Source organism: Micromonospora sp. NPDC005161 (assembly GCF_053599855.1).
In genome coordinates this window covers 15,537-41,978 of the sequence record NZ_JBSFYQ010000052.1, presented here as the reverse complement: position 1 = coordinate 41,978, position 26,442 = coordinate 15,537, and the positions used below count along the sequence as shown (strand labels likewise).

General features: G+C 69.9%; 25 protein-coding genes. 14 read left to right on the top strand and 11 right to left on the bottom strand.

Features of this window, described 5'->3' with window-relative positions; translation table 11 throughout:
- The first annotated feature begins 258 nt into the window (after positions 1-258).
- Positions 259-1,119: a PhzF family phenazine biosynthesis protein gene (locus ACWD5O_RS32355; protein ID WP_449939646.1), complete on the top strand. Its 861-nt coding sequence runs from the start codon at positions 259-261 to the stop codon at positions 1,117-1,119.
- 183 nt (positions 1,120-1,302) lie between these two features.
- Here ACWD5O_RS32355 and ACWD5O_RS32350 read toward each other — a convergent pair whose 3' ends face one another.
- Positions 1,303-1,620 carry a TetR/AcrR family transcriptional regulator C-terminal domain-containing protein gene (locus tag ACWD5O_RS32350; protein WP_354968267.1) on the bottom strand — a complete coding sequence of 106 codons (318 nt, stop codon included), beginning with the start codon at positions 1,618-1,620 and terminating at the stop codon, positions 1,303-1,305.
- Positions 1,621-1,917: 297 nt separating this feature from the next.
- Between ACWD5O_RS32350 and ACWD5O_RS32345 the strand changes: the two genes are divergently transcribed.
- Positions 1,918-2,313 carry an FAD-dependent oxidoreductase gene (locus tag ACWD5O_RS32345; RefSeq protein ID WP_354968271.1) on the top strand — a complete coding sequence of 132 codons (396 nt, stop codon included), beginning with the start codon at positions 1,918-1,920 and terminating at the stop codon, positions 2,311-2,313.
- A 391-nt stretch (positions 2,314-2,704) separates the two neighbouring features.
- Here ACWD5O_RS32345 and ACWD5O_RS32340 read toward each other — a convergent pair whose 3' ends face one another.
- On the bottom strand, positions 2,705-3,937 hold the full coding sequence (locus ACWD5O_RS32340; RefSeq protein WP_450087628.1) for an RNA polymerase sigma factor: 1,233 nt from the start codon (positions 3,935-3,937) through the stop codon (positions 2,705-2,707).
- A gap of 15 nt (positions 3,938-3,952) precedes the next feature.
- The gene (locus ACWD5O_RS32335) at positions 3,953-4,309 is read right to left on the bottom strand and encodes a YciI family protein (protein WP_354968265.1); all 357 of its coding nucleotides are present in this window, start codon (positions 4,307-4,309) and stop codon (positions 3,953-3,955) included.
- A 398-nt stretch (positions 4,310-4,707) separates the two neighbouring features.
- Between ACWD5O_RS32335 and ACWD5O_RS32330 the strand changes: the two genes are divergently transcribed.
- Entirely contained in the window at positions 4,708-4,848 is a 141-nt protein-coding gene (locus tag ACWD5O_RS32330; protein WP_354968264.1) for a hypothetical protein, read from the top strand.
- A gap of 107 nt (positions 4,849-4,955) precedes the next feature.
- Here ACWD5O_RS32330 and ACWD5O_RS32325 read toward each other — a convergent pair whose 3' ends face one another.
- The 4 genes from ACWD5O_RS32325 to ACWD5O_RS32310 all read right to left on the bottom strand — a co-directional run bounded on the left by ACWD5O_RS32325 (position 4,956) and on the right by ACWD5O_RS32310 (position 8,343).
- Positions 4,956-5,270, bottom strand: a complete 315-nt coding sequence (locus tag ACWD5O_RS32325) for a LamG-like jellyroll fold domain-containing protein (RefSeq protein ID WP_450087627.1) — start codon at positions 5,268-5,270, stop codon at positions 4,956-4,958.
- A 14-nt stretch (positions 5,271-5,284) separates the two neighbouring features.
- Entirely contained in the window at positions 5,285-6,799 is a 1,515-nt protein-coding gene (locus ACWD5O_RS32320; RefSeq protein ID WP_450087626.1) for a metallophosphoesterase, read from the bottom strand.
- A 377-nt stretch (positions 6,800-7,176) separates the two neighbouring features.
- The gene (locus ACWD5O_RS32315; protein WP_387329938.1) at positions 7,177-7,806 is read right to left on the bottom strand and encodes a VOC family protein; all 630 of its coding nucleotides are present in this window, start codon (positions 7,804-7,806) and stop codon (positions 7,177-7,179) included.
- Between the two features lie 120 nt (positions 7,807-7,926).
- Positions 7,927-8,343 (bottom strand): SMI1/KNR4 family protein, encoded by a 417-nt coding sequence (locus ACWD5O_RS32310; protein ID WP_387329935.1) that lies wholly within the window; start codon positions 8,341-8,343, stop codon positions 7,927-7,929.
- 548 nt (positions 8,344-8,891) lie between these two features.
- Here ACWD5O_RS32310 and ACWD5O_RS32305 point away from each other — a divergent pair.
- Entirely contained in the window at positions 8,892-9,332 is a 441-nt protein-coding gene (locus ACWD5O_RS32305) for a hypothetical protein (protein WP_354968260.1), read from the top strand.
- Between the two features lie 223 nt (positions 9,333-9,555).
- Here ACWD5O_RS32305 and ACWD5O_RS32300 read toward each other — a convergent pair whose 3' ends face one another.
- Together ACWD5O_RS32300 and ACWD5O_RS32295 are read right to left on the bottom strand one after the other, a co-directional pair.
- Complete coding sequence (locus ACWD5O_RS32300; protein ID WP_450087625.1) at positions 9,556-11,502, bottom strand: SDR family NAD(P)-dependent oxidoreductase; 1,947 nt, start codon at positions 11,500-11,502, stop codon at positions 9,556-9,558.
- Positions 11,451-11,867, bottom strand: a complete 417-nt coding sequence (locus ACWD5O_RS32295) for an SDR family NAD(P)-dependent oxidoreductase (protein ID WP_450087624.1) — start codon at positions 11,865-11,867, stop codon at positions 11,451-11,453. Before ACWD5O_RS32295 ends, ACWD5O_RS32300 begins: the two co-directional genes overlap by 52 nt.
- Before the next feature lie 261 nt (positions 11,868-12,128).
- Between ACWD5O_RS32295 and ACWD5O_RS32290 the strand changes: the two genes are divergently transcribed.
- Positions 12,129-13,394 (top strand): MFS transporter, encoded by a 1,266-nt coding sequence (locus ACWD5O_RS32290; RefSeq protein ID WP_387329926.1) that lies wholly within the window; start codon positions 12,129-12,131, stop codon positions 13,392-13,394.
- A gap of 168 nt (positions 13,395-13,562) precedes the next feature.
- Here ACWD5O_RS32290 and ACWD5O_RS32285 read toward each other — a convergent pair whose 3' ends face one another.
- Positions 13,563-14,420: an NADP-dependent oxidoreductase gene (locus tag ACWD5O_RS32285; RefSeq protein WP_450087631.1), complete on the bottom strand. Its 858-nt coding sequence runs from the start codon at positions 14,418-14,420 to the stop codon at positions 13,563-13,565.
- Between the two features lie 167 nt (positions 14,421-14,587).
- On the opposite strand from ACWD5O_RS32285, the gene ACWD5O_RS32280 reads away from it, so the two are divergent.
- The 3 genes from ACWD5O_RS32280 (at position 14,588) to ACWD5O_RS32270 (ending at position 18,078) form a co-directional block, all read left to right on the top strand.
- A complete protein-coding gene (locus tag ACWD5O_RS32280) occupies positions 14,588-14,986 on the top strand; it encodes a winged helix-turn-helix transcriptional regulator (protein WP_387329920.1) in 399 nt (132 codons plus the stop codon).
- Between the two features lie 204 nt (positions 14,987-15,190).
- Positions 15,191-16,414 (top strand): hypothetical protein, encoded by a 1,224-nt coding sequence (locus ACWD5O_RS32275; protein ID WP_387329917.1) that lies wholly within the window; start codon positions 15,191-15,193, stop codon positions 16,412-16,414.
- Between the two features lie 488 nt (positions 16,415-16,902).
- A complete protein-coding gene (locus ACWD5O_RS32270) occupies positions 16,903-18,078 on the top strand; it encodes an IS110 family transposase (protein ID WP_450087623.1) in 1,176 nt (391 codons plus the stop codon).
- Between the two features lie 309 nt (positions 18,079-18,387).
- Here the strand turns inward: ACWD5O_RS32270 and ACWD5O_RS32265 are convergent, their stop codons facing one another.
- The gene (locus ACWD5O_RS32265) at positions 18,388-19,593 is read right to left on the bottom strand and encodes an IS110 family transposase (RefSeq protein ID WP_450087630.1); all 1,206 of its coding nucleotides are present in this window, start codon (positions 19,591-19,593) and stop codon (positions 18,388-18,390) included.
- 524 nt (positions 19,594-20,117) lie between these two features.
- On the opposite strand from ACWD5O_RS32265, the gene ACWD5O_RS32260 reads away from it, so the two are divergent.
- From ACWD5O_RS32260 to ACWD5O_RS32235, 6 genes are all read left to right on the top strand, one after another.
- Entirely contained in the window at positions 20,118-20,414 is a 297-nt protein-coding gene (locus ACWD5O_RS32260; RefSeq protein ID WP_354968254.1) for a pilin, read from the top strand.
- 11 nt (positions 20,415-20,425) lie between these two features.
- On the top strand, positions 20,426-21,343 hold the full coding sequence (locus ACWD5O_RS32255) for a hypothetical protein (protein ID WP_387329911.1): 918 nt from the start codon (positions 20,426-20,428) through the stop codon (positions 21,341-21,343).
- Positions 21,340-21,750: a PrgI family protein gene (locus tag ACWD5O_RS32250; RefSeq protein WP_450087622.1), complete on the top strand. Its 411-nt coding sequence runs from the start codon at positions 21,340-21,342 to the stop codon at positions 21,748-21,750. The genes ACWD5O_RS32255 and ACWD5O_RS32250 overlap by 4 nt, the downstream gene beginning before the upstream one ends.
- 76 nt (positions 21,751-21,826) lie before the next feature.
- Positions 21,827-22,231: a hypothetical protein gene (locus ACWD5O_RS32245; protein ID WP_450087621.1), complete on the top strand. Its 405-nt coding sequence runs from the start codon at positions 21,827-21,829 to the stop codon at positions 22,229-22,231.
- Between the two features lie 20 nt (positions 22,232-22,251).
- Positions 22,252-23,979 carry a VirB4 family type IV secretion system protein gene (locus ACWD5O_RS32240; protein ID WP_450087629.1) on the top strand — a complete coding sequence of 576 codons (1,728 nt, stop codon included), beginning with the start codon at positions 22,252-22,254 and terminating at the stop codon, positions 23,977-23,979.
- Positions 23,979-26,438, top strand: coding sequence for a type IV secretory system conjugative DNA transfer family protein (locus ACWD5O_RS32235; protein ID WP_450087620.1), 2,460 nt, complete (start codon positions 23,979-23,981; stop codon positions 26,436-26,438). Before ACWD5O_RS32240 ends, ACWD5O_RS32235 begins: the two co-directional genes overlap by 1 nt.
- Positions 26,439-26,442 lie beyond the last annotated feature (4 nt).

Genomic DNA, 26,442 nt, shown 5'->3' with positions numbered 1-26,442 from the left:
TGATGCATCTCCTCACGACCAGCGGGCGCACGGTCTGCCGCAAGACCTCGCACGGGTCAGATCCGGAGAGTGCTGACCCGCCAGCCGCTACCGACACCGAGTCTGCTCCAAGAACCGACCCGACAGAACCCATGAGATCCGGTCGTCTCCGACGCGCTGTCAGCGGCATGTGCGGATGCCGGGTGACGGGCTGCTCTTGCGGCGTGACGGGTGGATTGGCACTCGAATTTGGTGAGGCGCCACCCTATGATCGTGATCATGGAGATCCTGCGGTACGCCGCGTTCAGTGCCGATCCAGCCGGCGGCAACCCGGCTGGTGTTGTGCTGGATGCCACCGGGCTCGGCGACGCGGAGATGCAGCGGGTGGCGGCCGATGTCGGGTACTCCGAAACGGCGTTCCTCGTGCCTGGCGGGAATGGGCATTTCAAGGTGCGCTATTTCAGCCCGAAGGCAGAGGTCCCGTTCTGCGGCCACGCGACCATCGCGTCGGCAGTTGCCTACGCCGAGCGGCACGGTCCGGGAGTTCTGTATCTGGACACCCGCGCCGGCCTGGTCGAGGTCTCCACCAAGGTGCAGGCGGACGGCACTAGCACCGCCACGCTGATCAGCGTCGAACCGCAAAGCAAACCTATCTCCGCCGGCGACCTTGCGGCGCTGCTCGAAGCGCTGCATTGGACGCCGGGCGACCTCGACGCGACGCTGCCGCCGCGGATCGCCTTCGCCGGGGCGTGGCATCCCATCGTGGCCGCCGCGAGCCGGCAACGCCTGGCCAGCCTGGACTACGACATAGCGGCGTTGGCCAGCCTGATGGCCCAGCGCGACTGGACAACCATCGACCTGGTCTACCGCGAGTCCGCGCTGGTATTCCACGCGCGTAACCCGTTCCCACCCGGTGGTGTTGTCGAGGACGCCGCGACCGGTGCGGCGGCCGCGGCGTTGGGTGGCTATCTGCGCGAGATGCGCCTGGTGGCGCCGCCCGCGACGGTCACCGTGCACCAGGGCCAGGACATGGGCCGTCCAAGCCTGCTCACGATCGAGATCCCCGCCCAACCCGGAACCGGGATCGCGGTGACCGGCACCGCCGTTGCCCTTCCTGACATCCAGGCGAGCGGGGTCTGACCAACCCAGTCGAGCCGCCAAGACTTGTCGTCGACGACTTGGCAATGCACTGTCATCGCCACGACCGCGCGCCGTACGCTGCCGCTCTCTCGTCACGTACTGTGACGCGCGATCGGCGGCAGATCCGGATATCTGATCAAGGCGCATCGGCTTCCAGCCGGCCGCTGGCCTCAGAGCGGTAGGTCACGTGGGGGGTCGGCTGGTGATGCCGTCCAAGACGGTGGTCAGGTTGTGGTTGAAGGTTTCCTCGGCATTGAGGTGGGCGCCGTCGATGACGAGCCGGGCGACGGTGGGGTATCGGCCGGTTTTCAACATGCGTGTGAGGTAGGGGCCGAGGCTGGCCTGCCAGGCGGCCTCATCGGTGCCGGTGGAACGGGCGGTGCGTCGCTCGGTGACCTCTCTGCGGACCGCTCCGATGATGAAGGCGTTGAGGGCGCCCAAAGCCTCGCGGCGCCCCCGCGACCTGACGGGGGCTGGGAACTGACGTTCGATGGCGGCCACCGAACCGGCTGCGACATCCTCATCGGCGCGGACGGCGCGCGCTCAGTCGTCCGGTCGCTGCTGACCGACGTCCAACTGTCCTATGTGGCCACTCTCGTAGAGCTGAACATCGAAGACGTCGACCGGCGCCATCCCGATCTCGCCGAGCTGGTTGGCCCCGGGAACCTGTGGTGCGTCGGCGTGAACCAGATCCTGGCAGCGCAACGCCTCGGCGACGGCCGCCTACGTGTCGGGATCTCGCTGCGCGCAGACGATCGCCCCATCGACACATACCGTAGTAAGCGCGCTTTGCTGGACATGTTCGCTGGCTGGGACCCACGCCTCACCGCACTCATCGAGGCCGGCGACAGCGCGCCGACGCCGCGCCCGATCGAAGCGATGCCCATCAGTACGCGCTGGTCCAGCCGGCCGGGCGTCACCCTCATCGGCGACGCCGCGCACCTCATGCCGCCGGTCGGCGAGGGCGCCAACCAGGCCATGCTCGACGCCGCCGAACTCGCCAGCCGACTCGCCGCCAACCCCGCCGACCCTGACTCGGCGATCCGGACGTACGAAGAGGCGATGTTCACCAGGATTCATCCGATCGCCGAAATGTCCGCACGAGTCCAGGCGATGATGCTGTCCCCAACCGCAGCGGAAGACATCATCCGCTTCTTCACGGCCCGGCCCGCCGAACCGGCACCCGCAGACTGAGAACGCGCTGCGGAAAGACCGCAGCGTGACCGACCCGGCACCTCACCCTGCCGTCCCCACCCGAGCCGAACGCGAGGCACTCAACGCCACCCTGCTCGCCACCGGCACCGAGACCGGCTTCTGGGACGACAACGGCCGCCACGCATTGTTCCGACTACCCAGATCCGCGCGAGGGTAGGCGGCGACTGACCAACGTGGGTCAGCCACCGGTTCATGACCCATGGCCCGGCGGGGTAGTCGCGGATGTCCTGAGCGGGTCCACCTCGACAGAGCGCGATCAGGATGCCGTCGCCATCGAAGTCAACCACTACAAGATCGGTAGACACGCCTAGCCGCCGTGGCCACTATGGCATCGACGGGTACTCCAAGACCGTCCGTGGAATGCTGACGATCACAGATACTGCTGCAGTTCGGTCAACCGCTCAGTGAGGAAGACCCGCTCGACGCTGTTGTCGGTGAGGGTCAGCGCCTCTTCGTAGGCCGTCGCGGCCTGCGGCCACTGCCCCAACTGGCGCAGGAAGTCGGCGCGGGCGGCACTGAGATATCCGTACGTGGCCAGGGCCGGATCGGCGAGCAACGGCGTCAGCGCGTCGAGTCCGGCCCTTGGTCCGTCGCGCAGGCCGATCGCGACTGCCCGATTGAGATCGACCACAGGCGAAGGCCACAGCCGGAACAGGGCATCGTAGAGGCCGACAACTTCTGTCCAATCGGTGTCCTGCCATGTCGGCGCCTCGGCGTGCACGGCCGCTATCGCAGCCTCCAGGGCGTACCGTGTGGGTGGCCGTCGGCGCAACGCATCGGTCAACAACGACTGGCCTTCGGCGATGAGCTGCCTGTCCCAGCGTGAGCGGTCCTGCTCAGACAAGAGCACCAGGCGCCCGTCGTCGGACACGCGGGTGTCCAGACGCGACGCTATGAGCACTAACAGCGCGAGCAGGCCGCTGATCTCGGCGTCGGTCGGCATGAGCAGATGCAACATGCGGGCCAACCTGATCGCGCTGTCCACCAGGTCCCGGCGGACCAGGTGAGCGCCGAGCGGTGCCGTGTGACCGGTGGTGAAGATGAGATGAACGACCTCGAGGACGGCGCTGACCCGCTCCTCGAGTTGGTCCGGGCCCGGTACCCGGTATGGGATGCGTGCCGTGGCGATCTTCTTCTTGGCCCGGGTGACACGCGCGGCCATGGTGGCCGGCTGCACCAGGAACGCGCGGGCCACCTCGGGCGTGGACAGCCCGCACACCAGGCGCAGGGTCAGGGCGGCCTGCGCCTCCCTGGACAACGCAGGGTGGCAGCACGTGAAGATGAGCCGCAGCCGGTCGTCGACCAGACCGTCCTCGGGGCCCGGCACCGCCTCGTCCCGAACGAGTAACGGCATCTTGCGACGGAACACCGACTCGCGGCGCAGGACATCGCGGGCCCGGTTGCGCGCGATGGTGGTGAGCCAGGCGCCCGGTCGCTCGGGAATGCCGGTCTCTGCCCAGGTCTCCAGGGCCTGGGCGAAAGCGTCCTGGGTGCATTCCTCGGCGAGGTCGAGGTCACGGGTCAGATGGGCAGTGGTGGCGAGCACCTGGGCCCAGTCGCGGCGGTGCGCCTGCGCCACCGCCGCGAGGACCTCATCGTTCATCCGTGCCTCACCACGTCATCCGCGGTCGACCACCGGGCGGATCTCCACACCGCTGTGCGTCTGGTGCACCTCGCGTAGCAGCGTCACCATCGACAGAACCTCGTCCAGGTCGGCCGCCTCGAGCAGGTAGTAACCGCCCAGCGCTTCCTTAGTTTCCAGGAACGGCCCATCCGTCGTGTGGATCTGGCCGGACGCGTCCGAGCGCAGCGAGGTCGCCGTGGGCACCGGCTCCAACTGCTGTCCGTCGATGATCCGTGAGCCTGCTTTGGCGGCGAACGCTTCGTGGGCGGCGTGGTTCGCCTTCCACTCCTCATCAGTCATCGCGTTCCACTGCTGGGCGTCGCCAAAGATGAGAATCAGGTACTTCGCCATTTCTCATAGCCCCATCGTGTGCCGGCCCCTCTGTGGTGGCCTCTACCCTACGACGAGCCCGGAGGGTGGCAGATCGACAGCCGGGACGAAATTCTGGCGCGACGACCTGGGAACGATCGCGGGCCGTCGATCCGACCGAGAGTGCTCTGCACGACGTTTCCGCCGGTAGGTCCCGCGGCGGACAGCCCGATTCGTCACCGTCCTCGACGAGGGGACGATCAGCTGGCCGGACTACGTCGGCAACTCCTTCTTCATGAGCCTCGGCAGCATGCAGCTCGATTCCCGAACCGGGCTCGTCCACCCCGACTGGGAAACCGGCCGCACCCTGTAGCTCAACGGAACCGGGCGGATCAACTGGGACCCGGAGCGAGCGAGCCGGTTCCCCGGTGCACGGCCGGATGGTCGAATTCGAGATCGACCACGTCGTGGAGATCGAACAGGCCAGCGCGCCTCGCTGGCAAGTGCGCGCCTGCTCCCGGTTCAACCCGCCGGCACCGACGGATGCGTCGCTGGAAGGCTCCTCCGCCGTCTCCGATTGAGCCCGTTCCAGGCCCAGCGACAGGTGCTACGCCGTCGGCGCCAAGACGCACGGAGGTGGCGTGGACCGGTGCCGGACCGCCCGGCCCACCCCACGCCACCTCCACCGTCAGGCCCGCATGAACCGGCTCACCGGCAGCGGACGGTTCACCACCCGCATGTCACCGATCCAGCCGTAGAAGCCCTGCTCCACGATCCGGTCGTAGTGGTACGCCCCGACCAGCCACGGCTCGTTCGACGTGGCCAGGCCGACCGCCGGGGTGGACGGGTTGCGCAGCAGTTCGGCGCCGTCGACGTACAAGGTGGTGGTCTTCCCGTCGTTGACCACCGCGACGTGGAACCACTCGTCGGCGGGCATCTCGTGGCCCCAGTTGCTGGAGATGTCGTTCTGGTTGAGCGGGAAGACGGCCCACTGCAACGCCATGCCGTCCGACAGGCTCAGCGTGGCGACCGGCTCCGACGGGTCGCCGCCGGTCTTGCCCGCGTCCGGCCGGCGCCGAAGCGGCTCAGGATGCTCATCCACGCGTGGTTGCTCGCCCGAACGTCGGCGGGCAGCTTGACGAACGCTTCGATGGTGTAGCCGTCGCGGAAGGTCTCGGCGTTGAGCGGGGCGCCGTCGACGGTCCGTAGGTACGCGCCGCGCGCCGGCTTCTTGGCACCGTCGAAGCGGAGGCTGGCGTGAGCCGGCTGGTCGGGGTGGTGCTCTCCGGACCAGCGCAGCGCCTCCGGCCCGCTACCGGCGAGGGTGGCCCGGGTGAGATGGTTCCCGCGCCCGGAGAGATCCTCGATCCGGCCGCCGTCCGGCACTGCGACGCCGTCGCCGCGCCCCTTGTCGAACCGCCAGTAGGCGAGCGTGCCCGGGACCAGCATGGTGGCCGGGTTGCGGGGCGCACGAGGCGGCACCGGGTCGAAGCCTGCGAACCGCGCCGCGAAGTCGACCCCGATGCTGAACCGGTTGGTTGCGCCGGTCAGCTCCATCTCGCGCTGCTCCAGGACGTTGCGCTGCTCGGGCCGCTGCCCGAGGATCCACGGCGAGAAGGTCTCCACGTCGATCGTGTTGCGTGCCAGGTCGAACTGGTAGAGCCGGATCATCGCGCTGCCGCCGTAGTAGCGGTCCTGGTAGTTGGTGATGTGCAGGTGCACGTCGTGCCCGGCGGCGTTGCGCAGCACGGTCCGGCCGGGCGGCCAGTAGTGCCCGTTGAGGGTGAGGAAGATCTGGTCGCTCTCCGCGACGAGTTCGTCCCAGAGCCGCTGACCGTGCCCGGAGAGCGTCGCCGCTGCGGTGTCGTCCGCGTACACCATGTCGTGGGTGGTGAGGATGACCGGGATGTGCGGATGCGCGGCCAGGACCGACTTCGCCCAGGCGAGACCGGCGTCCGACGGACGCCAGTCGAGCGCTAGCAGCAGCCACTGCCGCCCCGCGGCGGTGAAGACGTGGTACGTGTTGTAGCCGTCCTTGGTCGCTCCGCCGTACGTCGGCAGCTTCCGGAACCGCTCTGGCCCGAACACGTCGAGGTAGGGGCTCGGCCCTCGCTGGTCGGTCGTGGACGAGTTGATGTCGTGATTGCCGGCGAGCACGCTGTACGGCATCCGTTGACGGTCGAAGGTCTCGAACACCTTGCCGGCGGCGGCGAGTTCGTCGGCGCGCGCGTTCTCGACGATGTCGCCGAGGTGGGCGGTGAAGACGATGTTCCGCTGCGCCTGGTTGTCGATGATCCAGCGCAGACTCGCCGCCAACGGCGCCGGGTCACCGCGGTCGGTGTCGAAGAGGTACTGCGTGTCCGGGATGACGGCGAGCGTGAAATGGGGCAGGTCGGGGTCGGGCCGACCGCCGCCGCCGTGCGCGCTCGCCGACGCGGGGGCCTGGGCCCCGACGGTGCCGGCGCCGACCAGACCGGCACCGACCAGGCCGGCGTTCTGAAGGAATCGGCGCCGACTCGGGCCTTGTTGCATGGGGTTGCTCCTCAGATCGATGATGCTCCAGGCTCAGTACGCCCCCCGACCACGAACGTTGATCATGGTGCCCGGCAACGCCGCCCGAACTCCCCGTGAATCTCGACCACCTGCCGCCACCGACGCACCCACGGCTACGCCCGCAGCTCGCGCCGCCGGCGACTACACGCGTACTCCCGGGTTAACCCGCCGGGCACGCCCCGGTCGCCCCTCCGGGCTCGCACCACGGCCCCCGACCGCCGATGGATCGTGAGCTGCCGACCCCAGGGCCTCGGCTGGCACCAGCGCTGGCTCCCGACGCCGCATCGGTCGATTTGGGGGGCGCGCTCACGAACGCCGCGCATTGTCAGCGGCATGAGAGTGTGCGGGGCGGCCTGTTATCCGCGTCCAAGCCAGGTGGCGACGCACGCCTCGTTGCCCTCGGCGTCGGCCAGGACCCACCACATGGGCGCGTGTGCATCGGAGACCAGTCGGCCGCCCGCGGCCAGGGCGGCGGCTATGCGGGCGTGCGCCTGATCGTGCGGGACGGCGACATCGAGATGCATGCGGTTGCGTTGTAGACGCGTGGTATCCATTCGCTGCAACCCAAAGCCCGGGCCACGGCGCGACGGGTCAAACAGGTAATCCTCGCCGATCTGGCGGTAGCCCAGCACCGCGCGCCAGAACGGCAGCACTTCCGTTCCGACGAGTGCGTCGAGGGTGACGTTGATGAGCTGCACGGCAGCCGGGTCAGCCGAGATGTCCAGATCCCTGGCGGCGGCCGAGATACGTCGGGCCAGAGCTATGTCGCGCTGCCCGAGGGATACGGTGACGCCGGCGTCGCGCAGGTCGATGTTGAGGTAGCGCTGTTCAGTTTCGTCGGCGAGCCGGCCGATTTCATCGACGAGCGCGATGCCTTTGGCAAGCGAGCCGGTCTTGAAGTAGGCCGAGACCACATGGTATAGGGAGCGCCAGTCCTCGACGCCGTCGGCCTCGTGGAACTGCCCTGCCGTGATCTGGCCAGTCATGCCAGCGAACATAGACGGTGTGTCACCGTCGCGGCACCGGCAACGCCTCTAAGCGGCAGATTCGGACGTCGGGCGGAGGCAGATCGGTGAGGGTGCGCCAGTCGTACGGATCCCCCGTGCCTACTTGGTTGCGGAATTGACGAGCGCTGTCAACGCGGGTAGCTCGGTATCGGCGGCGGCGATCAGTGCCGCGACGGTCCGTGGCGCAGTGTCGGTGTATCGCTGAGCAAGGGCGACGAGCTCCGGGACGGGCTCGGGTACGCGGTGAAGGCCGTCGACGGTCTCCAAGGGTCCAACGCCGCTCGCCAGCAGCCAGAGGTAGTCACCCAGGTCTCGGGCGATGACGTGCAGTTCGCCCTCCGAACCGAGGAACACGATGGGTTGTGTTTCGATTGCGGCTCCCGGCGCACGGATCCAGAAGGCAGCCAACCCGCCGGACCCGTCGCGCCCGAAGACCCGAAACGGTGGGGCGTCGGCGGCTGAGTCGCCGGTCCAGTGACGCCACCACTCGGTGGTCCCGGCGGACCCCATGAACATGGCGTCCGGCTGGAAGTCGTGGCCATCGTGGTCCTCGAAGAACCCCGATGCGTGTGCTTCTTCGACGACGGCCGGCAGTGTTCGGTCCTCTTCTGTCAGCAGGCGATCCTACGCAGACGGACACGGCTGCCCTGCCGGGAAGACCTCGCCTGCGGTCGCATGACGGACAAACCGCCGGGCATCCACTCATCGTCAGTCGTGCGCGCAGGTGTACTTGTCGCCTCAACCCCTCGCAGCTGGCTGAAGGATGTGTGGGCTGCCGGTGTGCGGCGTCGGATGGTAGCCGGGGTGCGGCTGCGGCAGTGCCGCCACGCACGCTGCGGAACATGCGTTCACCAACAGCGGCAGTACGTCGGTGGCGACCAGGCCAGAGATCCAGACTTGGTGCAGCTCACCGTCAACAGCTGCCATCGGCGGTGCGATATCGCACCGCGATTCAAGGCGGACGGCGCAGGAGAGCGAATTCCTTGCACCCCTTTACGGACTGGCGGCGCTCGCCGCGGCCGGGGCTGTCGTTGGCCGGGGGGCTGACAGGCTAGTTTGCTCGGATGAGTCTCCTCGATGACGTCGCGAGGCGTGACAGTTGGCGATGCTGGGTGTGCGACGAGCCGGTCGACGCCGACATGTCGGTGAACGACCCGCGTGGTCCCAGCGTCGACAGCCGCACCGCCGACAAGAAGGCCAAGGTCGCCGAACGACTTGCGCACCGTGCGTGCAACACCCGCAAGGGCGCTGTCAAGGTGATCATCGCCTGGCCGGACCGTCTGCACGTGGTGGAGCCTGCGCCATTGATCACCGTCGCCGAGCGACTCGAACGCAAGGGCGGCCGCGAGCTGGTCGCCCGCTGTCCGAGCAAGAAGGACGCCCAGGAGGCGGCGGACTGGCTGGTCGACCGGTTCTCCCGGCTGGTGCCCGGACTGCCGGTGACCGCGAGCGTCGACGCAGGCGGCGGACAGTTCCTCGTTGCCCTGGCCACCGGCCGCCGCTGACCGGTGGCCTTGGTCGGCGGGCCCCCGCCGACCCAGGGCAGCCCGGGCTCGAGCCACTACCAGCGCTGCTGCACCACTGACGGTCCCGACGGTCATCGATCAGGGACTTCACGGGGCGTGACCTGGCCCGGCTGGCGTCACTCGGGATGGCCCAGCCGCAGGTCGCGGCCGTCGTCGTCCCGGCCGTTGATGGTCACGGTGTCGGACCCGGGCGGGTACTTGGTTACCGGTCCCGGGTCGGCTTGCCAGTGGCCGAGCGGGGCAACGTCGTGACGATGACGATGTCACGGGGCAGTTCGGCGCGGGTGAGCCGGTGCCGTAGCCACTCGCGGAGGCTGGCCTCGGTCAACGTGCGATCTGTATGCACCTCGACCGTGGCCAGCAGGCGCTGGCCGAACCCCTCGTCGGGTACCGGCCGCAGCACGGCGTCTGCTACGTCGGGGTGGCTGGTGATCACGGCGGCGACGGGGGCGGGGTACACGTTCTGTCCACCGGAGACGATCATGTCGTCGATCCGGCCGTCCAGCAGGAGCCGGCCCACCAGGTCGAGGTGGCCGAGGTCACCAGTGGCGAGCCAGACTCTGCCCGGCTGCCATCCGCTGACCTGTACCTCACCGACGTGGCCGGGTGGGAGGGGCGCGCCAGCGCCGTCGACGACCCGCAGTCGTACGCCTCGCGGTGACCGGCCGACGGTGCCGGGCGCGGCTCGCAGGTCGGTAGGCGTGGCCATCGCGGCCCAGCCTGCCTCGGTCGTCGCGTACATGTTGAAGACGCGGTCGCCGAAGAGTCCGCGCAGCCGCTCGCCGAGTTCGGCCGGTAGAGGGGCGGCGCCGCTGATCACCGCCCGCAGGTGGCGGAGCGGGGGGCGATCGGTCACGGGTAGGTCGCACATGCGCCGCAGTTGGATGGGCAGTGCGACGAGCAACCGGGCGCGGTGCTCCTCAACCGCGTCGAGGATGTCCTGCGGGTCGCGGCCGCTGACCAGCACCACCGGGCTGCCGAGGGTCAGGCCGGCCGAGAGGTACGTCAGCCCGTAGCCGTGGTGGATCGGTGCGGCGACGGCGATCGGTTCCCCAGGGCGGACCGGGGTGAGCCGCAGGTGGGTGATGGCCGGGCCGAGGAGCATGCGCACCGGCAGGGGTCGGGACACGCTGCGAGGGGTGCCGGTGGTGCCGGACGTGAGCACCGACATCCGGCCCTTGCCGCGCCCTCGGGGCGGATACGTCGCCGGGTCGCCAGCCAACAGCACGGATATCGGCACGGCGGGCACCGGGCACGCCGGCGCGCCCGACTCGTGTACCAGTGCGACCAGGCGTTCCCGGGTCACCAGGTCGGTTAGCCGGTCGGCGGGCAGGTCCGGGGGCAGCAGCAGCACGTCAGCGCCGGCGCGGGCTAGGCCGGCCGCTGCCGCGACGAAGCCGCGGTGGTCGCGGCAGGCGAGGCCCACCCGGTCACCGGGCTGTACGCCGAGGGTCGCCTGGGCCGCCGCCGCGCACCTGCCGGCGGCCGCGTCGAGTTCCGCGTACGTGGCCGGTCCGTCCTCATCGATCACGGCGACCGCCGTCGGCGACCCGGCGGCGACCGCCGTGGCGAGGGTACGCCCGTGGCGGCGGCCAGCCCGCGCCAACCGCACCAGCCGGCCCGGCCGCAGAAGGCCCGCGCCGACCATGACCCGTACCGGTTCGGTCGCCGCCACCACCTGTAGCCCCGCGGCGAGCGCCCGCTCCACCGCGCGGGGCAGCGTGGCCGCCGCCGCCGCCGAGCCGAGCCGAGCCCACCATGGCCACCAGGTCCGCGGGCGCGCGACGGCGCGGCACACGATGCCCGCCGCCTCGTCGGCCGACATCGCCGGCGCACGCCGGTAGTGCGCGGTAGGTGCAAGCATCCGGGTACGCACCAGGTTGCAGTACACGGTGCTGACGGTGACGTCGTCATGCCGCAGCTCCGCGGCGGCAGTGCGCAGCCACGTGTCGAACGCCGCCTTCGAGGCGTGGTACGCCGACCAGTGCGGGGCGTTGATGGCGAGTCCGGCCGTCGAGACGTTCACGACGTGCCCACCGCCGGTGGTCCGCATGCCGGACAGCAGCACCAGCAGCAGTTGCGCCGGCCCCAGGTAATTCAGGTTGATCGTGCGTTCGAGGTCGTGGAACCGGTCGGCGGTGTCGGCCACCGCACGGCGGATCGACCGCCGGCATTGTTGACCACCACATCGATCCGGCGGTACCGCGTCAGCAACTCCTCCGCCAGCGCGGCGGCCTCCGCGGGTACTGAGAGGTCAGCGGGGTGAACGTACGCCACGCCGCCGCCCGCGACGATCTCGTCCCGAACCTGCTCCAGCCGCGAGGCCGTGCGTGCCACAAGAAGTACAACGGCGCCCGCCGCGGCCAGCCGGCGGGCAGTCACCGCGCCGATCCCCTCAGACGCGCCGGTCACGAGGACAGTACGACCGGCGACCGCCGCGCGCAGCCGGTCAGGACTCACGCCACGTCCGGTGACACCCGCAGCAATCCGCACCCAATGCATGAGCCCGCCCATCGCATGATTGTGGCTTCAGCTCGGAACCTGTCAAGATCAATGAGATCTGAAACCGCTATCGGTCCACCGACCTCATCAACGACGCCGCTGACCCGATCTTGTCTTCGTGGCCGAGCCGGTGCGCGATGGCTTTGGCCTGGGCGTGAGGATCAGTACCGTTTTCCGGGAAGGTGAACACTGGACATCCCGGCGGATGCGGCCCTGCCACGCTCAGGCCCTCGCTGGGCCCCACGCCTTGATCCCGCGCCTTAGCGTGGCAGGGTGGCAGCACCCCGCATGGCACCGCCGTCGGAGATGAGCCGCCGGCTGACGTTCCTGTTCGCGTTGGCGGCGGGAGCGGCCATCGGCAACCTGTACTGGGCGCAGCCGCTGCTCAGCTTCATCGCAGGCGATCTACGCGCCGCGACCGCGACGGCCGGCTGGCTCGTCACCGCGACGCAGGTCGGGTACGCCGTCGGCGTGCTGCTGCTCGTGCCTCTCGGCGACGTCCTGGACCGCCGCCGGTTCGTCCCGGTGATGCTGCTGACCTCGGCCGCCGCACTGCTGCTGTGCGCGCTGGCGCCGTCGATCGGCGTACTCCTCCTCGCACTGGGCGTGCTCGGCGTGACGACGATCTCCGGGCAGGTCCTCACGCCGCTCGCCGGGGACCTGGCCGGCGACGCCCACCGCGGTCGGATCGTCGGCGTCGTCGGGTCCGGGACCCTCACCGGTATCTTGGCCTCCCGCACGATCAGCGGGTTCGTCGCCGGCGCCGCCGGGTGGCGTGCGATCTTCGCCCTCGCCGCGGTCGTCGCCGTCCTGCTCGCGGTCCTGCTCTATCGCGCGATTCCACCGCTGGCACCGCGGACGCGCATGCCGTACCCGCAGCTCATCGCCTCGGTCGGCGCGGTGGTCATGCGCGAGCGGGCGGCCCGATGGACGCTGGTCCTGGCCGCCACCGGGTTCGCCGCGTTCTCGCTGTTCTGGACGGCGCTGACGTTCCTGCTCAGCGGCCCACCGTTCCGGTACCCGATAGCGGTGATCGGGTTGTTCGGGTTGGCTGGCCTCGCTGGTGTCCTTTCCGGCCTGCACGGCGGTCGTCTGCACGACCGCGGTTGGTCGCTTCCGGCCACCGGCGCGGCCTGGGTACTGGCCATCGGCGCCTTCGTCGTCGCGGCGTTCGCCGGCCGGTCCGTCGTACTTATCATCATCGCGATCATCATGATCGATGTTGCGCTCCAGGCGCAGGCCCTCCTCAACCGGGCGCGGCTGTTCGCCCTCTCCCCCGAGGCCCGCAGCCGGCTCAACACGGCGCTAGCCGCCGGCAACTTCATCGGCGCTGCTATCGGCTCCGCCGCCGCGACCACGCTCTGGTCCGCGGGCGGCTGGACAGCGGTCACGATCACGGGAACGGCGCTCTGCTGCTTCGCGCTCACCGTGTGGGCGCTGGGACGTCGTGGTCCACTCGTGCTCCGCTTCGCCGTGATGGACGGCGCTGTAACGGACCGCGGTGAAACCTCCCCTCAACCGCGCGACATTCGCACGTAGTGCTCGTAGTGCTCCGGAGTCGAACCCGCCATGACGCCCTCGTGCGCAGTCCACGCGTCCGCTTCTCAGCACGACCGGATGCCGGCACGATCCACTGGCCGTGACACTCGGTAGCGCGCGGTCGGCGGCAGGAGAGTGCGTGTTGGGGCGGTGATCCAGTGCGGCAGATTAGGGAACGATCACTACGCCGCCTCGCACGCCGCCTTGGGCCAGCCGGTTGTGGGCCGCTGCCGCGTCGGCGAAAGAGTAAACACCGGCGACCCGTAGCGGGATGTCACCGCCTTCTACCAATTTCACCAGTTCGCCTAGCCGGGCGCTGTCCGGCAGCACGTCCAGTGCGAACGTCCGGATTCCCCTCACCGGCTCCGGGCGCAGCGGGGGTGAGGCGGCCACGTAACCGCCGCCGTCCCTGACGAGTTCCATCAGTGACGAGCCGATCAGCGCCAGGTCGACAACCGCGTCGAACCTGTCCGCCGCTGCCGCGATCGGATCGTCCGAGCGCGGCACGAACGCCGCACCCTGCGACTCGACGAACTCGCGGTCCTCAGCCCCCGCTATTCCTGTGGCGTGCAGGCCGGCGACTCGGGCCAGCGCCAGGGTGAACCCGCCGACCTGTCCCGCGGCGCCGGTGACGAGCACGGACGAGCCCGTCGGGAGCGCGAGCAGGTCGAGGGCCTGGGCGGCGGCGAGGCCGTTGGTCGGCAGGGTCGCGGCCTCGCTGGCAGGAACCCCGACGGGCGCGGCGGTCAGCCATGCGGCATCGAGGACCACATACTCCGCGTGGGCACCGAGGGTGGTGCGCAGCCAGGGTGAGACGCCGATGACATCGTTATCCACAGTGAAATCTCCGACGGAACGACCCACCGCGTCGACCGTGCCTGCCACGTCCCAACCGGGTACGTACGGCAGCCCGGCCGGCAGTGGTGCCGGGAATCGACCGGCGCGAATCATGAGGTCAACCGGGTGCACGGCGGACGCGGCGACCCGTACTCGCACCTGCCCCGGCCCCGGCTCCGGCACCGGCATGTCCGCCACCACGTGCAGAACCTCCGGCCCTCCGAACTGTGCATAGCTGACTGCGCGCATCGCCGTACCCTCCGCTGAACGTCATGGTCGTCATTACGGTAGGTATCCTTGGGCACCGTGAGGAAGTAGGTACCTGGAAGTGCCTAGGGCACCGGAAGGGGTGGCACATGGCGACGACGACCGCTGGGCAACGACGAGAGCAGGCCAAACGCGACTATGACGCGTTCCTGGCGGGCTGCCCGACTCGGGAACTGTTGAGCACGCTCACCGACAAATGGGCGGCGCTGGTGGTCGCGGCGCTCGCCAGTGGCCCGCAGCGGCACAGCGAGCTCGCCCGCCGCATCGCCGGCGTCAGCCAGAAGATGCTCACCCAGACCCTGCGCACACTGGAACGCGATGGTCTGCTCACCCGCACCGTGACCGCGTCGGTGCCGGCCCGCGTCGACTACGCGCTCACACCGCTCGGCCACGACCTGTTCCCGGTGATGGTCGCGATCAAGACCTGGGCAGAGACACACATGGATCGCGTCTTTCAGGCGCGCGCCCAGTTCGACGCGCGATCATGAAGTCCAGCGGGCGCTGACCTCCGACCCGGTTCCCGTCCCTGCTGGCCCAGATGCGGCACGTCTTCGGGCACGACGCCCTGACGGTGGTCTGGGCCCTTCCGCGTCCCGGGTTGGCACCTGTACGGCTTCGCCGTGATCCACGCCCGTATAGCGCGTTGATCAACGGGAACCCCGCGGTGGCGCCGCCCTGCGAGCATCGGTGCCATGCGCAAGATTGCCCTGACGTTGGCCGCGGTCCTGCTGGCGTCGGGGTGCGCCGGCACGAGCACCTCGGCATCACCCTCGGGACCCTCCGCGACCGCCGCCAGCGGGTCGCCCGAAGCCGTCGTTACCAACGCGCCGGCACCGGCCTGGCGCCTGGCCACGCTGCCGGAGCTGGCCGGGCCGACCAGCGTGCTGTGGGACGTCGTGTCGGTGGACGCCACGCACGCGTGGGCCGTCGGCAGCGAGGCCTACTCGCCCGAACAGCCGAACGACACCGGCACCCCGTTGGTCCTCCAGTGGGACGGGACGCGTTGGGCACGCGCGGCGCTGCCGGCGATCGCGTGGCGCGGTCGGTTCGACCTCGTCGCGGCCGACTCGCCCTCGAACGTCTGGGCGGTCGGCAGCACGGCCGCCGCCGTCCCGGAGGACCAGGTGACGCACGTCCTGCACTACGACGGGACCGCCTGGCGCGAGGTGCCGTTCGCGCGGGGCAACAGCAAGAGCTACGCGCTGATCACCGGACTCACCGTCGTGGGTGGACACGCCTGGGTGGTGGGCAATCACCAGAGCGAGGTGATCATCGAGCAGTGGGACGGCCGGTCCTGGCAGTCGCACCAGTCGCCCGCCGAATGCCGCACCGGCGGCACGTCCTTCGGTGGCATGCCGAACTTCTGCACCTTCACCGCGATCAAGGCCTTTGGCTCGGATGACGTCTGGGCCGCCGGCAACGGCGCGTGGAAGGGGTTCAAGGGCCCGCTGCTCTTCCACTGGAGCGGCTCAGGCTGGCGTACGGTCCAGGTGGGCATCAACGAACAGGAGTCCTCGTTCGAAGCGCTCGCGGGTCGCTCGTCCGGCGAGCTGTGGGCGGTCGGCGACGGTGGGTTGGCCGTGCGCGGCAGCGGTGGATCCTTCGAGATGCTCCGGGACGCGCCGGGTGGCGCGCTGCCCGACGTGGCGACCGACCCGGCCGGACTGCCGTGGTTGATCGAGAACTCCCGAGCGCCGAGCGCGGCGCTCGCCGCGTACAGCACGGGCGCGTGGGTCGGCATGCCCGCGCCGCAGCCGCTGGACGCGGTCGGCATGAGCCTGCACGGGATCGCCGGGACCCCGGGCAGCCCGCTGATGTTCGCGGTGGGAGCGGTCGATCTCCCCACCACCCCGCGCTACCTGAGGGCGGTCGTGCTCGAGTACGTGCCAGGCCTGTCGACCGAATCGCGACCCTGACCGGTCCGATGCGACGGTTCTGGCCGGTTTTGCGGGCTAACGTCATACGGCGTGTCGCGGCTGACAGCCACCCACTCGGGAAGATCGCGCTGGCCGTGCTCGTGCGGCTGCGGGCGATGCTGGGGGTGGAGAGCTCGCCGAGGCGCTCTACACCCACGCGACGGGACTGAGAAATTCTCTGGCTCGACGCCGAGCGGCACGTGGATCTCCACGATGTGGAGCCATCTCATCGGGCCTCGTCCAAATGCACTCATCTCGGCTACTTGTTTCATTGACCTATGACCCCGGCCCGGCCAGGCTTCGGTCGAGGCGCCCGGGCTGTCGCTCTCATTTCGGCTGCCCACGCTGGTTGTGTGGCTCTCATTTGGCCTGCGCAGGCCCGGGCGTCGCCCCAAGGGCGGGGAGAGGCTCAAGAGGGTTTGCTCTGCTCGAAGTAGCGTTGCCCTCCCGGCTCGATGAACCAGGTGGATCGAGCATGGGAGGACCTGTTGAGTGTCACGTCGGATCGCGTGGTCATCGGCATGGACCCGCACAAGCGTTCAGCCACGATCGAGGTCATGGCCGGCGACGAGACCGTCATCGGCGCGGGCCGCTTCGACACCGGCCGGGACGGCTACGCGGCGATGAAGAATTACGCCAAGCAGTGGCCGCACCGGGTCTGGGCGATCGAGGGCTGCCAGGGCATCGGCCGGCACATCGCCAACCGGCTGCTGGCCGATGGCGAACAGGTCGTGGATGTCCCACCGAAGTTGTCGGCCCGGGCGCGGGTGTTCGCCACCGGCCAGGGCCGCAAGACCGATGCCACCGACGCCCACTCCATCGCGCTGGTCGGCACCCGGATGGCCGGGCTACACCCGCCGGTCAACGACGAACAGCTTGCCCTGCCGCGGATCCTGGTCGACCGGCGCCGCTCCCTCGGCGAGGACCACACCCGAATGGTCTCTCAACTGCACCAACTGCTGCTGGAGCTGATCCCTGGTGGAGCGAAGAAGAGTCTGTCCGCCGCCCAGGCCAAGGCACTGCTGGCCACGGTGAGACCCCGTGACGCGGTCGGCAAGGCCCGACGCCGGGTCGCCGCCGAGCTGATCAGTGACCTCGAACGGATCTACCAACGTTCCAAGGACGCCGACAAAGAACTAAAGGAGCTGGTCGCCTCCACCGGAACCACGCTGATGGACCTGCATGGCATCGGGCCCTCCGGCGCCGCCCGGCTGCTGGTCGAGGTCGGCGACATCGCTCGCTTCCCCAACCGGGCCCACTTCGCTTCCTGGAACGGCACCGCCCCCATCGACGCCTCCTCCGGCGACCAGGTCCGACACCGACTTTCCCGCGCCGGCAACCGACAGATCAACCGGGTGCTGCACATCATGGCCACCGTCCAGCTGCGCAATCCCACCGAAGGACGCGCCTACTTCGACCGGAAAAAGGCATCCGGCAAGACATCGATGGAAGCCATGCGCGCGCTGAAACGACGCCTGTCCGACATCGTCTACCGACGCATGCTCAACGACGCCGCAACCGCGGCAGCGGGCCCGGGAGGACACCGGGAAACGACTACAGACTCCAGCGTGACCAGCTCGCATCCCCATGCCGGTTCTTCGGAGAAGTCACTTCCCGGACCCGCCGAGACCCAGCTTAGAACCCCGCTCGCGGCGGTGTCTTGACACAGAGGGGAGCCAGATCCGGAAGTTGAGCGGTTAGCCGCGCACAGGGCATCTGACACGCAGGGTCACCGACCGCGCTGACCGTCAGATCCCGCGGACGTCGGATAGCTGCTCTCTGAAGGAAGGCCTACCTGCTGTCCAGTTTCACTCCGAGCACTCTCCTGGCTCTGTTGTTGGGCCGCACGCCGATCCCTTACTGGTCTCGACACAAGGCCGTCTCGTGCGAACGCCCGGGACGGCCTCTTGGCGTTCCGGTCCGCGCCAACCTTCCTGGTTCGCGGTCCCGGGGGGGGTGTCCCTATGGTTTTGTCAAGCGGCGACGGTTGCGGTGGGCAGCGGGCGTTGTTGGTAGGGGACCTTGTCGCGGAGCATGGCGAACAGGACGTCGACGCGGCGTCGGGCGAGGCAGATCAGGGCAGCGTTGTGGCGTTTGCCCTCGGCGCGTTTCCGGTCGTAGTAGGCGCGGCTGACCGGGTCGGCCAGGGCCGCGAACGCGGCGAGGAAGAAGGCGCGTTTCAGCTGCTTGTTGCCGCCCCGGGGTGGGTGTTCACCGCGGATGCTGCTGCCGGAGCGGCGGGTGACAGGTGCCAGGCCGGCGTAGGCGGCCAGATGGCCTGGGCTGGCGAACGCGGTGCCGTCGCCGACTTCGAGCAGGATCCGGGCTGCGGTCCTGACGCCGATGCCGGGCATCGAGGTCAGGACCTCGGAAAGAGGGTGCGCATCAAGCATCCTGTCCACCTCGGCGGCGACCTGGTCGCGCTGTTTGAGCACGTCGCGCAGGCTGTCAGCCAGCCGGGGCAGGACCGTTTCCGCAGCGGTCGTGCCCGCGACGACTACGGTCTGCTCGTCCAACGCGGTCATGACCTGCTCGATGAGGCGTTCGCCCATGCGGGGCGCGTTCTTGCTGGCGATGGCGGTGAGTTTGCGGCGGCCGGCCTTGCGCAGCCCGGCCGGTCCGCCGCAGCGCGACAGCAGCTCCAGGACGGCTTTGTGCTGCACCTTCGGCCCCAGCACCCGTTCCAGAGCAGGGTGGATCTGCGTGAGCAGCCCGCGGATGCGGTTGGCGATCCGGGTGGACTCGCCGGCCAGGTCGTCGTCGAAGCCGACCAGGACCTCGAGTTCGGCCAGGGTCTCGTCGCCGACGTCGACTCGGCGCAGCGTGTGCGGCAAGGTGCGGGCGGCGTCGGCGATCACGTAGGCGTCGCGGGCGTCGGTCTTGGCGCTGCCGGGGTGCAGGTCGGCGATCCGTCGCATCGCGAGTCCGGGCAGGTAGGCCACTTGATGACCACACGCTCGGGCTACCGCGACGGGCAGCGCGCCGATCGTCGCGGGCTGGTCGACCACGACCAGGACGTGGCCGTGGCGGCCGAGCTTGTCGAACACCTGCCGCAGTTTCGCCTCGGTGTTGACCAGCGCCCCGTCGTGCAGCCGTTTGCCGTCCCGAGTCAAGGCGACGGCGTGGTGGCCGTCCTTGCCGACATCGAGACCGAGAAACACCTGGTAGTCGCCGTGCACCGCATCGCCTCCCCGCGACGTCACCCGTCAACCCGGTCGATCAGGCGTCGACTGCCGGCAGCCACGTTACGAAGAGACCTACCCCAACAAAGCGGGTGGCCGTGTCCCTATCAGCGGTCCATCGGCGCCACCCGGCCCGGCGACAACACCCCCCGGATCATCCGAACGACAGGGGCAGTAAGTCATACCGAGCCGGGCGACCGAGCAGTCCCCGGCTGGGGACGATCAAAAAGGTAACGGGGGGGACTACGTGAGTCGCTGACCGGTCTTGTCAGGTCGTGACAGGCGCCAGGCGAGTTCGATCGGCCTGACAGCCGAGATCTGGGCAGTGCATGTCATCCACGGCATGCCCGCCCGGTGGGGACCTCCCATCCGGCGAGGCCACTGGTCCGGCACGGCTGGCGCGGCGTACTGACACCGCAACCCATCCCATAGCGCAAGGGAGGAGCGCCCCCACCGGCCCAGTCGAAGCTTCGCCCTGGTCCCCACCGCGGCGGCCCGCCGATCTCCTGTGGAGCGTCGCAATGCACACGACTCTGTCAGTCCTGTCCGACCTCGCTGCCGCCGCGCCGCAGCCACTCGCGGCTCCAAAATCCATCAACGAGGTCATCTCCTCGATCACCACGTGGATCATGGGCATCATCGCGCTGGTCGCGACAATGTTCCTGGTCATCGGCGGCCTCCGCTACATGGCCGCCGGCGGTGACCCGGCCCAGGTCGAGCAGGCGAAGGGCAACCTCAAGTCCGCCTTGATCGGCTACGCGCTGACGGTCCTCTCCCCCGTGATCCTGCAGGTCCTGCAGGGCATCATCGGCGGCTGAGGACATCTGTCATGGTCAACTGGATGATGAATGGCCTGGTGGAATGGCTCGCCGAGCGGCTGCAAGAGCTCCTCGGCGGGCTGCTGGCCTATCTGACGTCGTCGATGTTCCTGTCGCCGGACGTCACCGTGTTGCCGCAGGTGCAGACCATCGCCGCGAAGAGCGCGCTGGTCGTCAACGCCTGCTACATCCTCGCGCTGGTAACCGCCGGTATCGTGACGATGACCAGCAGTTCGGTCGAGATGCGATACGGCGTCAAGGAACTCGTGCCACGCCTAGTCGTCGGGTTCATCCTGTCGAACTTTGCGGTCCCACTCTGCGCCGTGCTCATCGATGTCGCCAACGCGTTGACTGTGGCCATGGTCGGCACTACGGCTCCGACCACGCAAGCTGTCACGCTGGCCCGCACCCACGTGGCCGCCGCCCTCATCGATCCGGCCAACGCCCTCATCGCACTGATCATCGGGCTGTTGATCGTCGGACTGATGTTCACCCTCGTCACCGGTTGGGTCGTACGCGTTGCGGTACTGGTCATCCTGGCCGGGCTCGCCCCGCTCGCGCTGGCCTGCTATTGCCTGCCCTGGACGCAACCCACCGCCGAACTGTGGTGGCGCAGCCTGCTGGGCTGCCTCGGCACGGCCGTGCTGCAGGCCATCGCGTTCTCCACCGGCATCCACCTGCTCACCGACCCGGATGCGAGCGTTCCGGTCCTGATCGGTCTGCCGGGCTCGGACGTGTTGAATCTGCTGCTGGTCGCCGTGGTTCTGTGGATGACGGTCAAGATCCCCGGACTGATGGGTCGCTACGCGACGGGCAAGGGGTCGCCGAACAGCGGCGGGGTTTTGCTGCGGGCAGTGGTCATCCAGGGCATCACCCGTCGTCTACCGCTCGGCAGGCTCGGACGTGCGGCCTTGCGAGGTGGGCGATGACGATCGAGGACACCGTGCCGCGCGCCGTTGTCCCGGCCAATGTCAACGAGCCCGACCGCATCGCGTTCGGGCTGACGTTCCGGCAGCTGGGCATCGTCGGCGGCGCCGGCCTGGTCGGGTTCGGTGTCTACCGCACGTTCGGGCATCTGCTGCCGCAGATGGCGTGGATCGTCGCTGGGGCAGTCGTGTTCGCCGTGGCGGTCGTGGTGGCGCTCGGCCGCCGGGACGGCCTGCCGCTGGACGTGTGGCTGCGACACGGGTTCGCGCTCAGCCGCAGGCCGCGCACCCTCACACCGGGTAGGGCTCGGGTCAGCTCGGTCGCGGACGTGGCCGGCAAGCCGAGCCTTCCGACGCCGCTGCACTCTCCGGTCACGGCGGTCAGCCCCGACCGGAGTCCTAACCAGTGAGGGCAGCGGCAAGGTCCTGATCGCCTGCGGCACGACAAACATCCACCTGCGCACCGGCGGTGAGCAGGGGGCCCTGTTGGAGGGGTTTGGCCGGTTCCTCAACAGCCTGACCGGGCCGGCGCAGATCGTCGTGGCCGCGCAGCGGCACGACCTGAGCGTCTACGCGCAGGCAACTGCCGACCACGCGCCACGCCTGGCGCACCCGGCGTTGCAAGCCGCCGCCGACGACTACGCCTCGTTCCTGCTCGACCTCGACAGCCAGCGCGATCCGCTGCGCCGCCAGGTCCTCGCCGTCGTCACCGGCGAGTACGCGGCCGACACGGCTGTGCGCGCCCTGTGCGGGCTCGGTGTCGAAGCCGCCGCTCTGGACGGGCCGGCTGTCGCCTCCGCGCTGGCCGGCGCGGTCGATCCGTTCTCCCCACCGGTGCCTGGCCCGCGTGCGGTACCCGGCGCCCCGATCACCCTGCGGAGCACATCGTGAACCTGTTGAAAAAGCGCAAGATGAGTGTCGCGGCCGGGGACGGGATGCCCTCCCCGGCCGCGTTGTCGGTCACGCCGTGGCACGTGCAGGTCGGCGACGGGTACGCCGCCACCTACGCGGTGTGCGGCTACCCGGCCGAGGTCGGCCCCGCCTGGCTCGACCCGCTGCTGTCCTACCCCGGGCGGGTCGACGTCGCGGTGCACCTGGACCCGGTGGCGCCGCAACTGGCCGCGCCGATGCTCAAGCGCCAGCGCGCCCGCCTCGAGTCCTCCCGCCGCCTCGACGCCGGCCAAGGCCGGCTGGGCGACCCGATGGTCGAGGCGGCAGCGGCCGACGCCGCCGACCTCGCCGAACGCGTCGCCCGCGGGGCGGCGAAGCTCTTCGACGTCGGCATCTACGTCACCATCCACGCCCGTACCCTCGACGAACTCGCCACCGTCACCGCGGGCGTGAAGTCCGCCGCGGCCAGCGTGCTGCTTGACGTGCAGCCGGCGACGTTCCGCCACCAGCAGGGCTGGGTGGCCACGCTGCCGGTCGGCGTGGACCCGCTACGGATGCGCCGCATCCTCGACACCACCGCCCTCGCGGCGGCGTTCCCCCTCGCCTCGGCCGACCTCGCCGCACCGGCCCCGGGCACCGTCGCCCCACCACAGGGGGTGCTGTACGGGGTCAACACCACGTCCAACGGGGTGCTGATCTGGAACCGGTGGGCGCAGGACAACCACAACAGTGTGGTCCTGGCGCGCAGCGGCGCCGGGAAGTCCTACTTCGTCAAGCTCGAGGTGCTGCGCAACCTGTACCAGGGCACGACGGTGTCGGTCATCGACCCCGAGGACGAGTACGCGCCCCTCGCGGAGCACGTCGGCGGCGCCGTCGTGCAGCTCGGTCAGCCCGGCGTCAGGGTCAACCCGTTCGACCTGCCCGCCGACAACCGTCCCGACACCCTGACGCGGCGCGGGCTGTACCTGCACACGCTGATCTCGGTCATGCTCGGCGCGGCACCGCCGCCGGCCGAACGCGCCGCTCTCGATCGGGCGATCACCGCCACCTACAACCGGGCCGGGATCAACGGCGACCCGGGCACCTGGACCACACCCGCGCCGCTGCTGCGCGACCTGGCCGCAACCCTCGACGCGGACGGCGACCCCGCCGCCGGGCACCTGGCCGCCCGGCTCGCGCCGTGGACGGTCGGCAACTTCGCCAGCATGTTCGACGGGCCGACATCCACCCGGCCGGAGGGCCACCTGGTGGTGTGGAGCCTGCGGCACCTGCCCGACGAGTTGCGCACCGTGGGAACTCTGCTCGCCCTCGACTCGATCTGGGCCGGCATCGACACTGCGCCCGCGGGCGCCCGCCGGCGTCGACGGCTCGTCGTCGTGGACGAGGCGTGGCTGCTGATGCGCGACGGCGAAGGCGCGCGGTTCCTGTTCCGGATGGCCAAGGCCGCCCGCAAGCGCTCCGCAGGTTTGTGCGTCATCACCCAGGACGCCTCCGACGTCCTGTCGAGTGACCTCGGCCTGGCGGTGGTGTCCAACGCCGCCACGCAGGTGCTGATGCGCCAGTCCACGCAGTCCATCGACGCGGTGTCCGAGGCGTTCGGCCTGACCGCTGGGGAGTCGAGCCTGCTGCTGTCGGCTCCGCGCGGTGAGGGCCTGCTCGTTGCTGGTCGTAGCCGGATCCCGTTCCGCAGTGTCGGATCGGCGGCCGAGCACACGCTCGCCGTGACCGGAATCGGGGAAGCCGAATGATGACCACTGCGACCTGGCCCGCCGACGTCGGGCACTGGATCATCGCCCGGCCGTGGCTGGGCTTCATCGCCGCCGCCGCGATCCTCGCCGCAGTGTTCGGCCACGATCAGGTGCTCGCCTGGCGGCACAAGCGGTTCACGATCGGCGCACGGTGGCTGAGCATCGCCGCCCCGCCGGAGGTCACCGCCGAGGCAGCCGCGGCGTTCTGGATGACGCTGGTCGGCGTGCTGACGCCGTCGGTGTGGCAGCAGCGCCTGTTCGGCATCGCGCACGTCGGCTGGGAGTACATCTGGACCGGCCGGTCCCTGACCATCCGGGTCTGGGTGCCCGGCACGGTGCCGGACGGCGCGGTCGAGGCCGCCGTCCGGGCGGCCTGGCCCGCGGCCACCCTCACCACCTCCGGCGCCGCACCGCCGATTCCGCCCACCGTCGCCGAGCAGGTGGGCGGGGCGCACTGGCCGCAGCACACCGACTCGCTGCCGCTGCGCAGCGAGCACGACACCGACCCGCTGCGGGCGCTGCTCGCCGCCGGCGCCCAGGTACGCCACCGCGAACACGCCTGTGTGCAGATCCTCGCCCGCCCGGCACCCACCCGCCGCGTCCGCGCCGCCCGCAGGGCCGCGGCGAGCACCAGCAGCCATCGCCGCGGGCGGCCCGACCTGGCCACCCGCGCCGTCACCGGGGCGGTGCGGGTGGCCATCGAGCCGCTGCTGTGGTTCCTCGACGTGTTCACGCCCGGCTCGTCGCGGCCACGCACCCATGCCCCAGTGGTGCGTCCGGGCGAGCGGGACCCGGTGGCCGTCGCCGACGCCCGCACCATCGTGGACAAGGCCGTGCGGGTCCCGCACTACGAGATCGCAGTCCGGTTCGCCGTAGCGGCCGACGCCGGCACGTCCCCACCAGACCCGCAACGGGCCGCCCAGGTCCGCTCACGCCTCGGCGGGCTCAGGCACACCATCGCCTCAGCTGCCGCGGCGTACACCGGCCCGAATCGGCTGCGGCGGATGAAGATGCCCCAGCCGGTGGCCACGATCGCCGGACGGCGACTGCGGCGCGGGTTCCTGGCCACCGTCGCGGAACTCGCGGCCCTCGCCGCCCTGCCGCAGGACCTCGCCGTCCCGGGCCTCGATCGGGCCCGGGCCAAGGCCGTGCCGGCGCCCGTGCAGGTCCCCTCCGGCGGCCGGGGCGTGAAGGTGCTGGGCCGCTCGCAGATCGGCCACCACAGCGTCGGGCTCAAGGTCTCCGACGCCCGCCAGCACGTGCATGTCGTCGGCAAGACCGGCGTCGGCAAGTCCACGCTGCTGCTGAACATGATCCTCGGCGACATCAAGTCCGGGCGCGGGACCGTGGTCATCGACCCGCGCGGGGACTTGATCACCGACATCCTCGACCGATTGCCCGCCTCGCAGGCCAAGAAGATCGTGATCATCGACCCGGATCAGGAGAACCCCGGCTGCTTCAACCCGCTCGATGACGGCGGCGACCCGCACCTGGCCGTGGACAACCTCGTCGGCATCTTCGCCAAAATCTTCCAAGGCCAGTGGGGGCCCCGCATGGACGACACCATGCGGGTCGCCTGCCTCACGCTGATGCGCCACGCGAAACCAACCCTGAGCCTGGTCCCGTCGCTGCTGCAGGACCGGGACTTTCGGGCCCGGTTCACCCACGGCCTGGACGACCCGGACGGCCTCGGCGGGTTCTGGCTCTGGTACGACGGCATCAACGAGCAGTTCCGCGGCCAGGTCATCGCACCCGTCCTCGCCCGACTCCGAGCCTTCCTGCTGCGGGACTTCGTGAAATCGGTGATCGGTAACGCCCACTCGTCGTTCGACATGGGCCGGGTGCTCGACGGCGGGGTGCTGCTGTGCCGGCTACCCAAGGGCATCCTCGGTGAGGAGACCAGCCGCATCCTCGGCTCGATGATCGTCGCCCGGGTGTGGCAGGCCGCCATCGCCCGCGCCAGCATCCCCGAAGACCAGCGAAAAGACGCCAGCCTCTACATCGATGAGTGCCACAACTTCCTCACGCTGCCCGGCAACGTCGGCGACATGCTGGCCGAGGCGCGCGGGTTCCGGCTCGGGCTGGTCCTGGCGCACCAGGACCTAGCGCAACTGCCCCACGACATCGCCGCGGCGGTGTCGGCCAACGCACGGTCGAAGCTGTTCTTCACCGTCGACCCGGCCGACGCGCGGGAGTTGTCCCGACACACCAAACCGGAGCTCGACGAGCACGACCTCGCCCACCTCGACGTGTACACCGCCGCTGCCCGCCTGCTGGTCGGCAACCGGGAGCTGCCCGGGTTCACCTTCGTGACCAACCCGCCGGCGCCGGCGGTGGGTGAAGCGACCGCGATCCGGCAGGAGTGCGCCACTGCTCACAGCCGCACCGGTGGTGAGCCGCCGATGCAGCAGCTCGCTCGTACCGCGATGAAACGGCGCATGACCGACCGCGAACGCTGAGCCC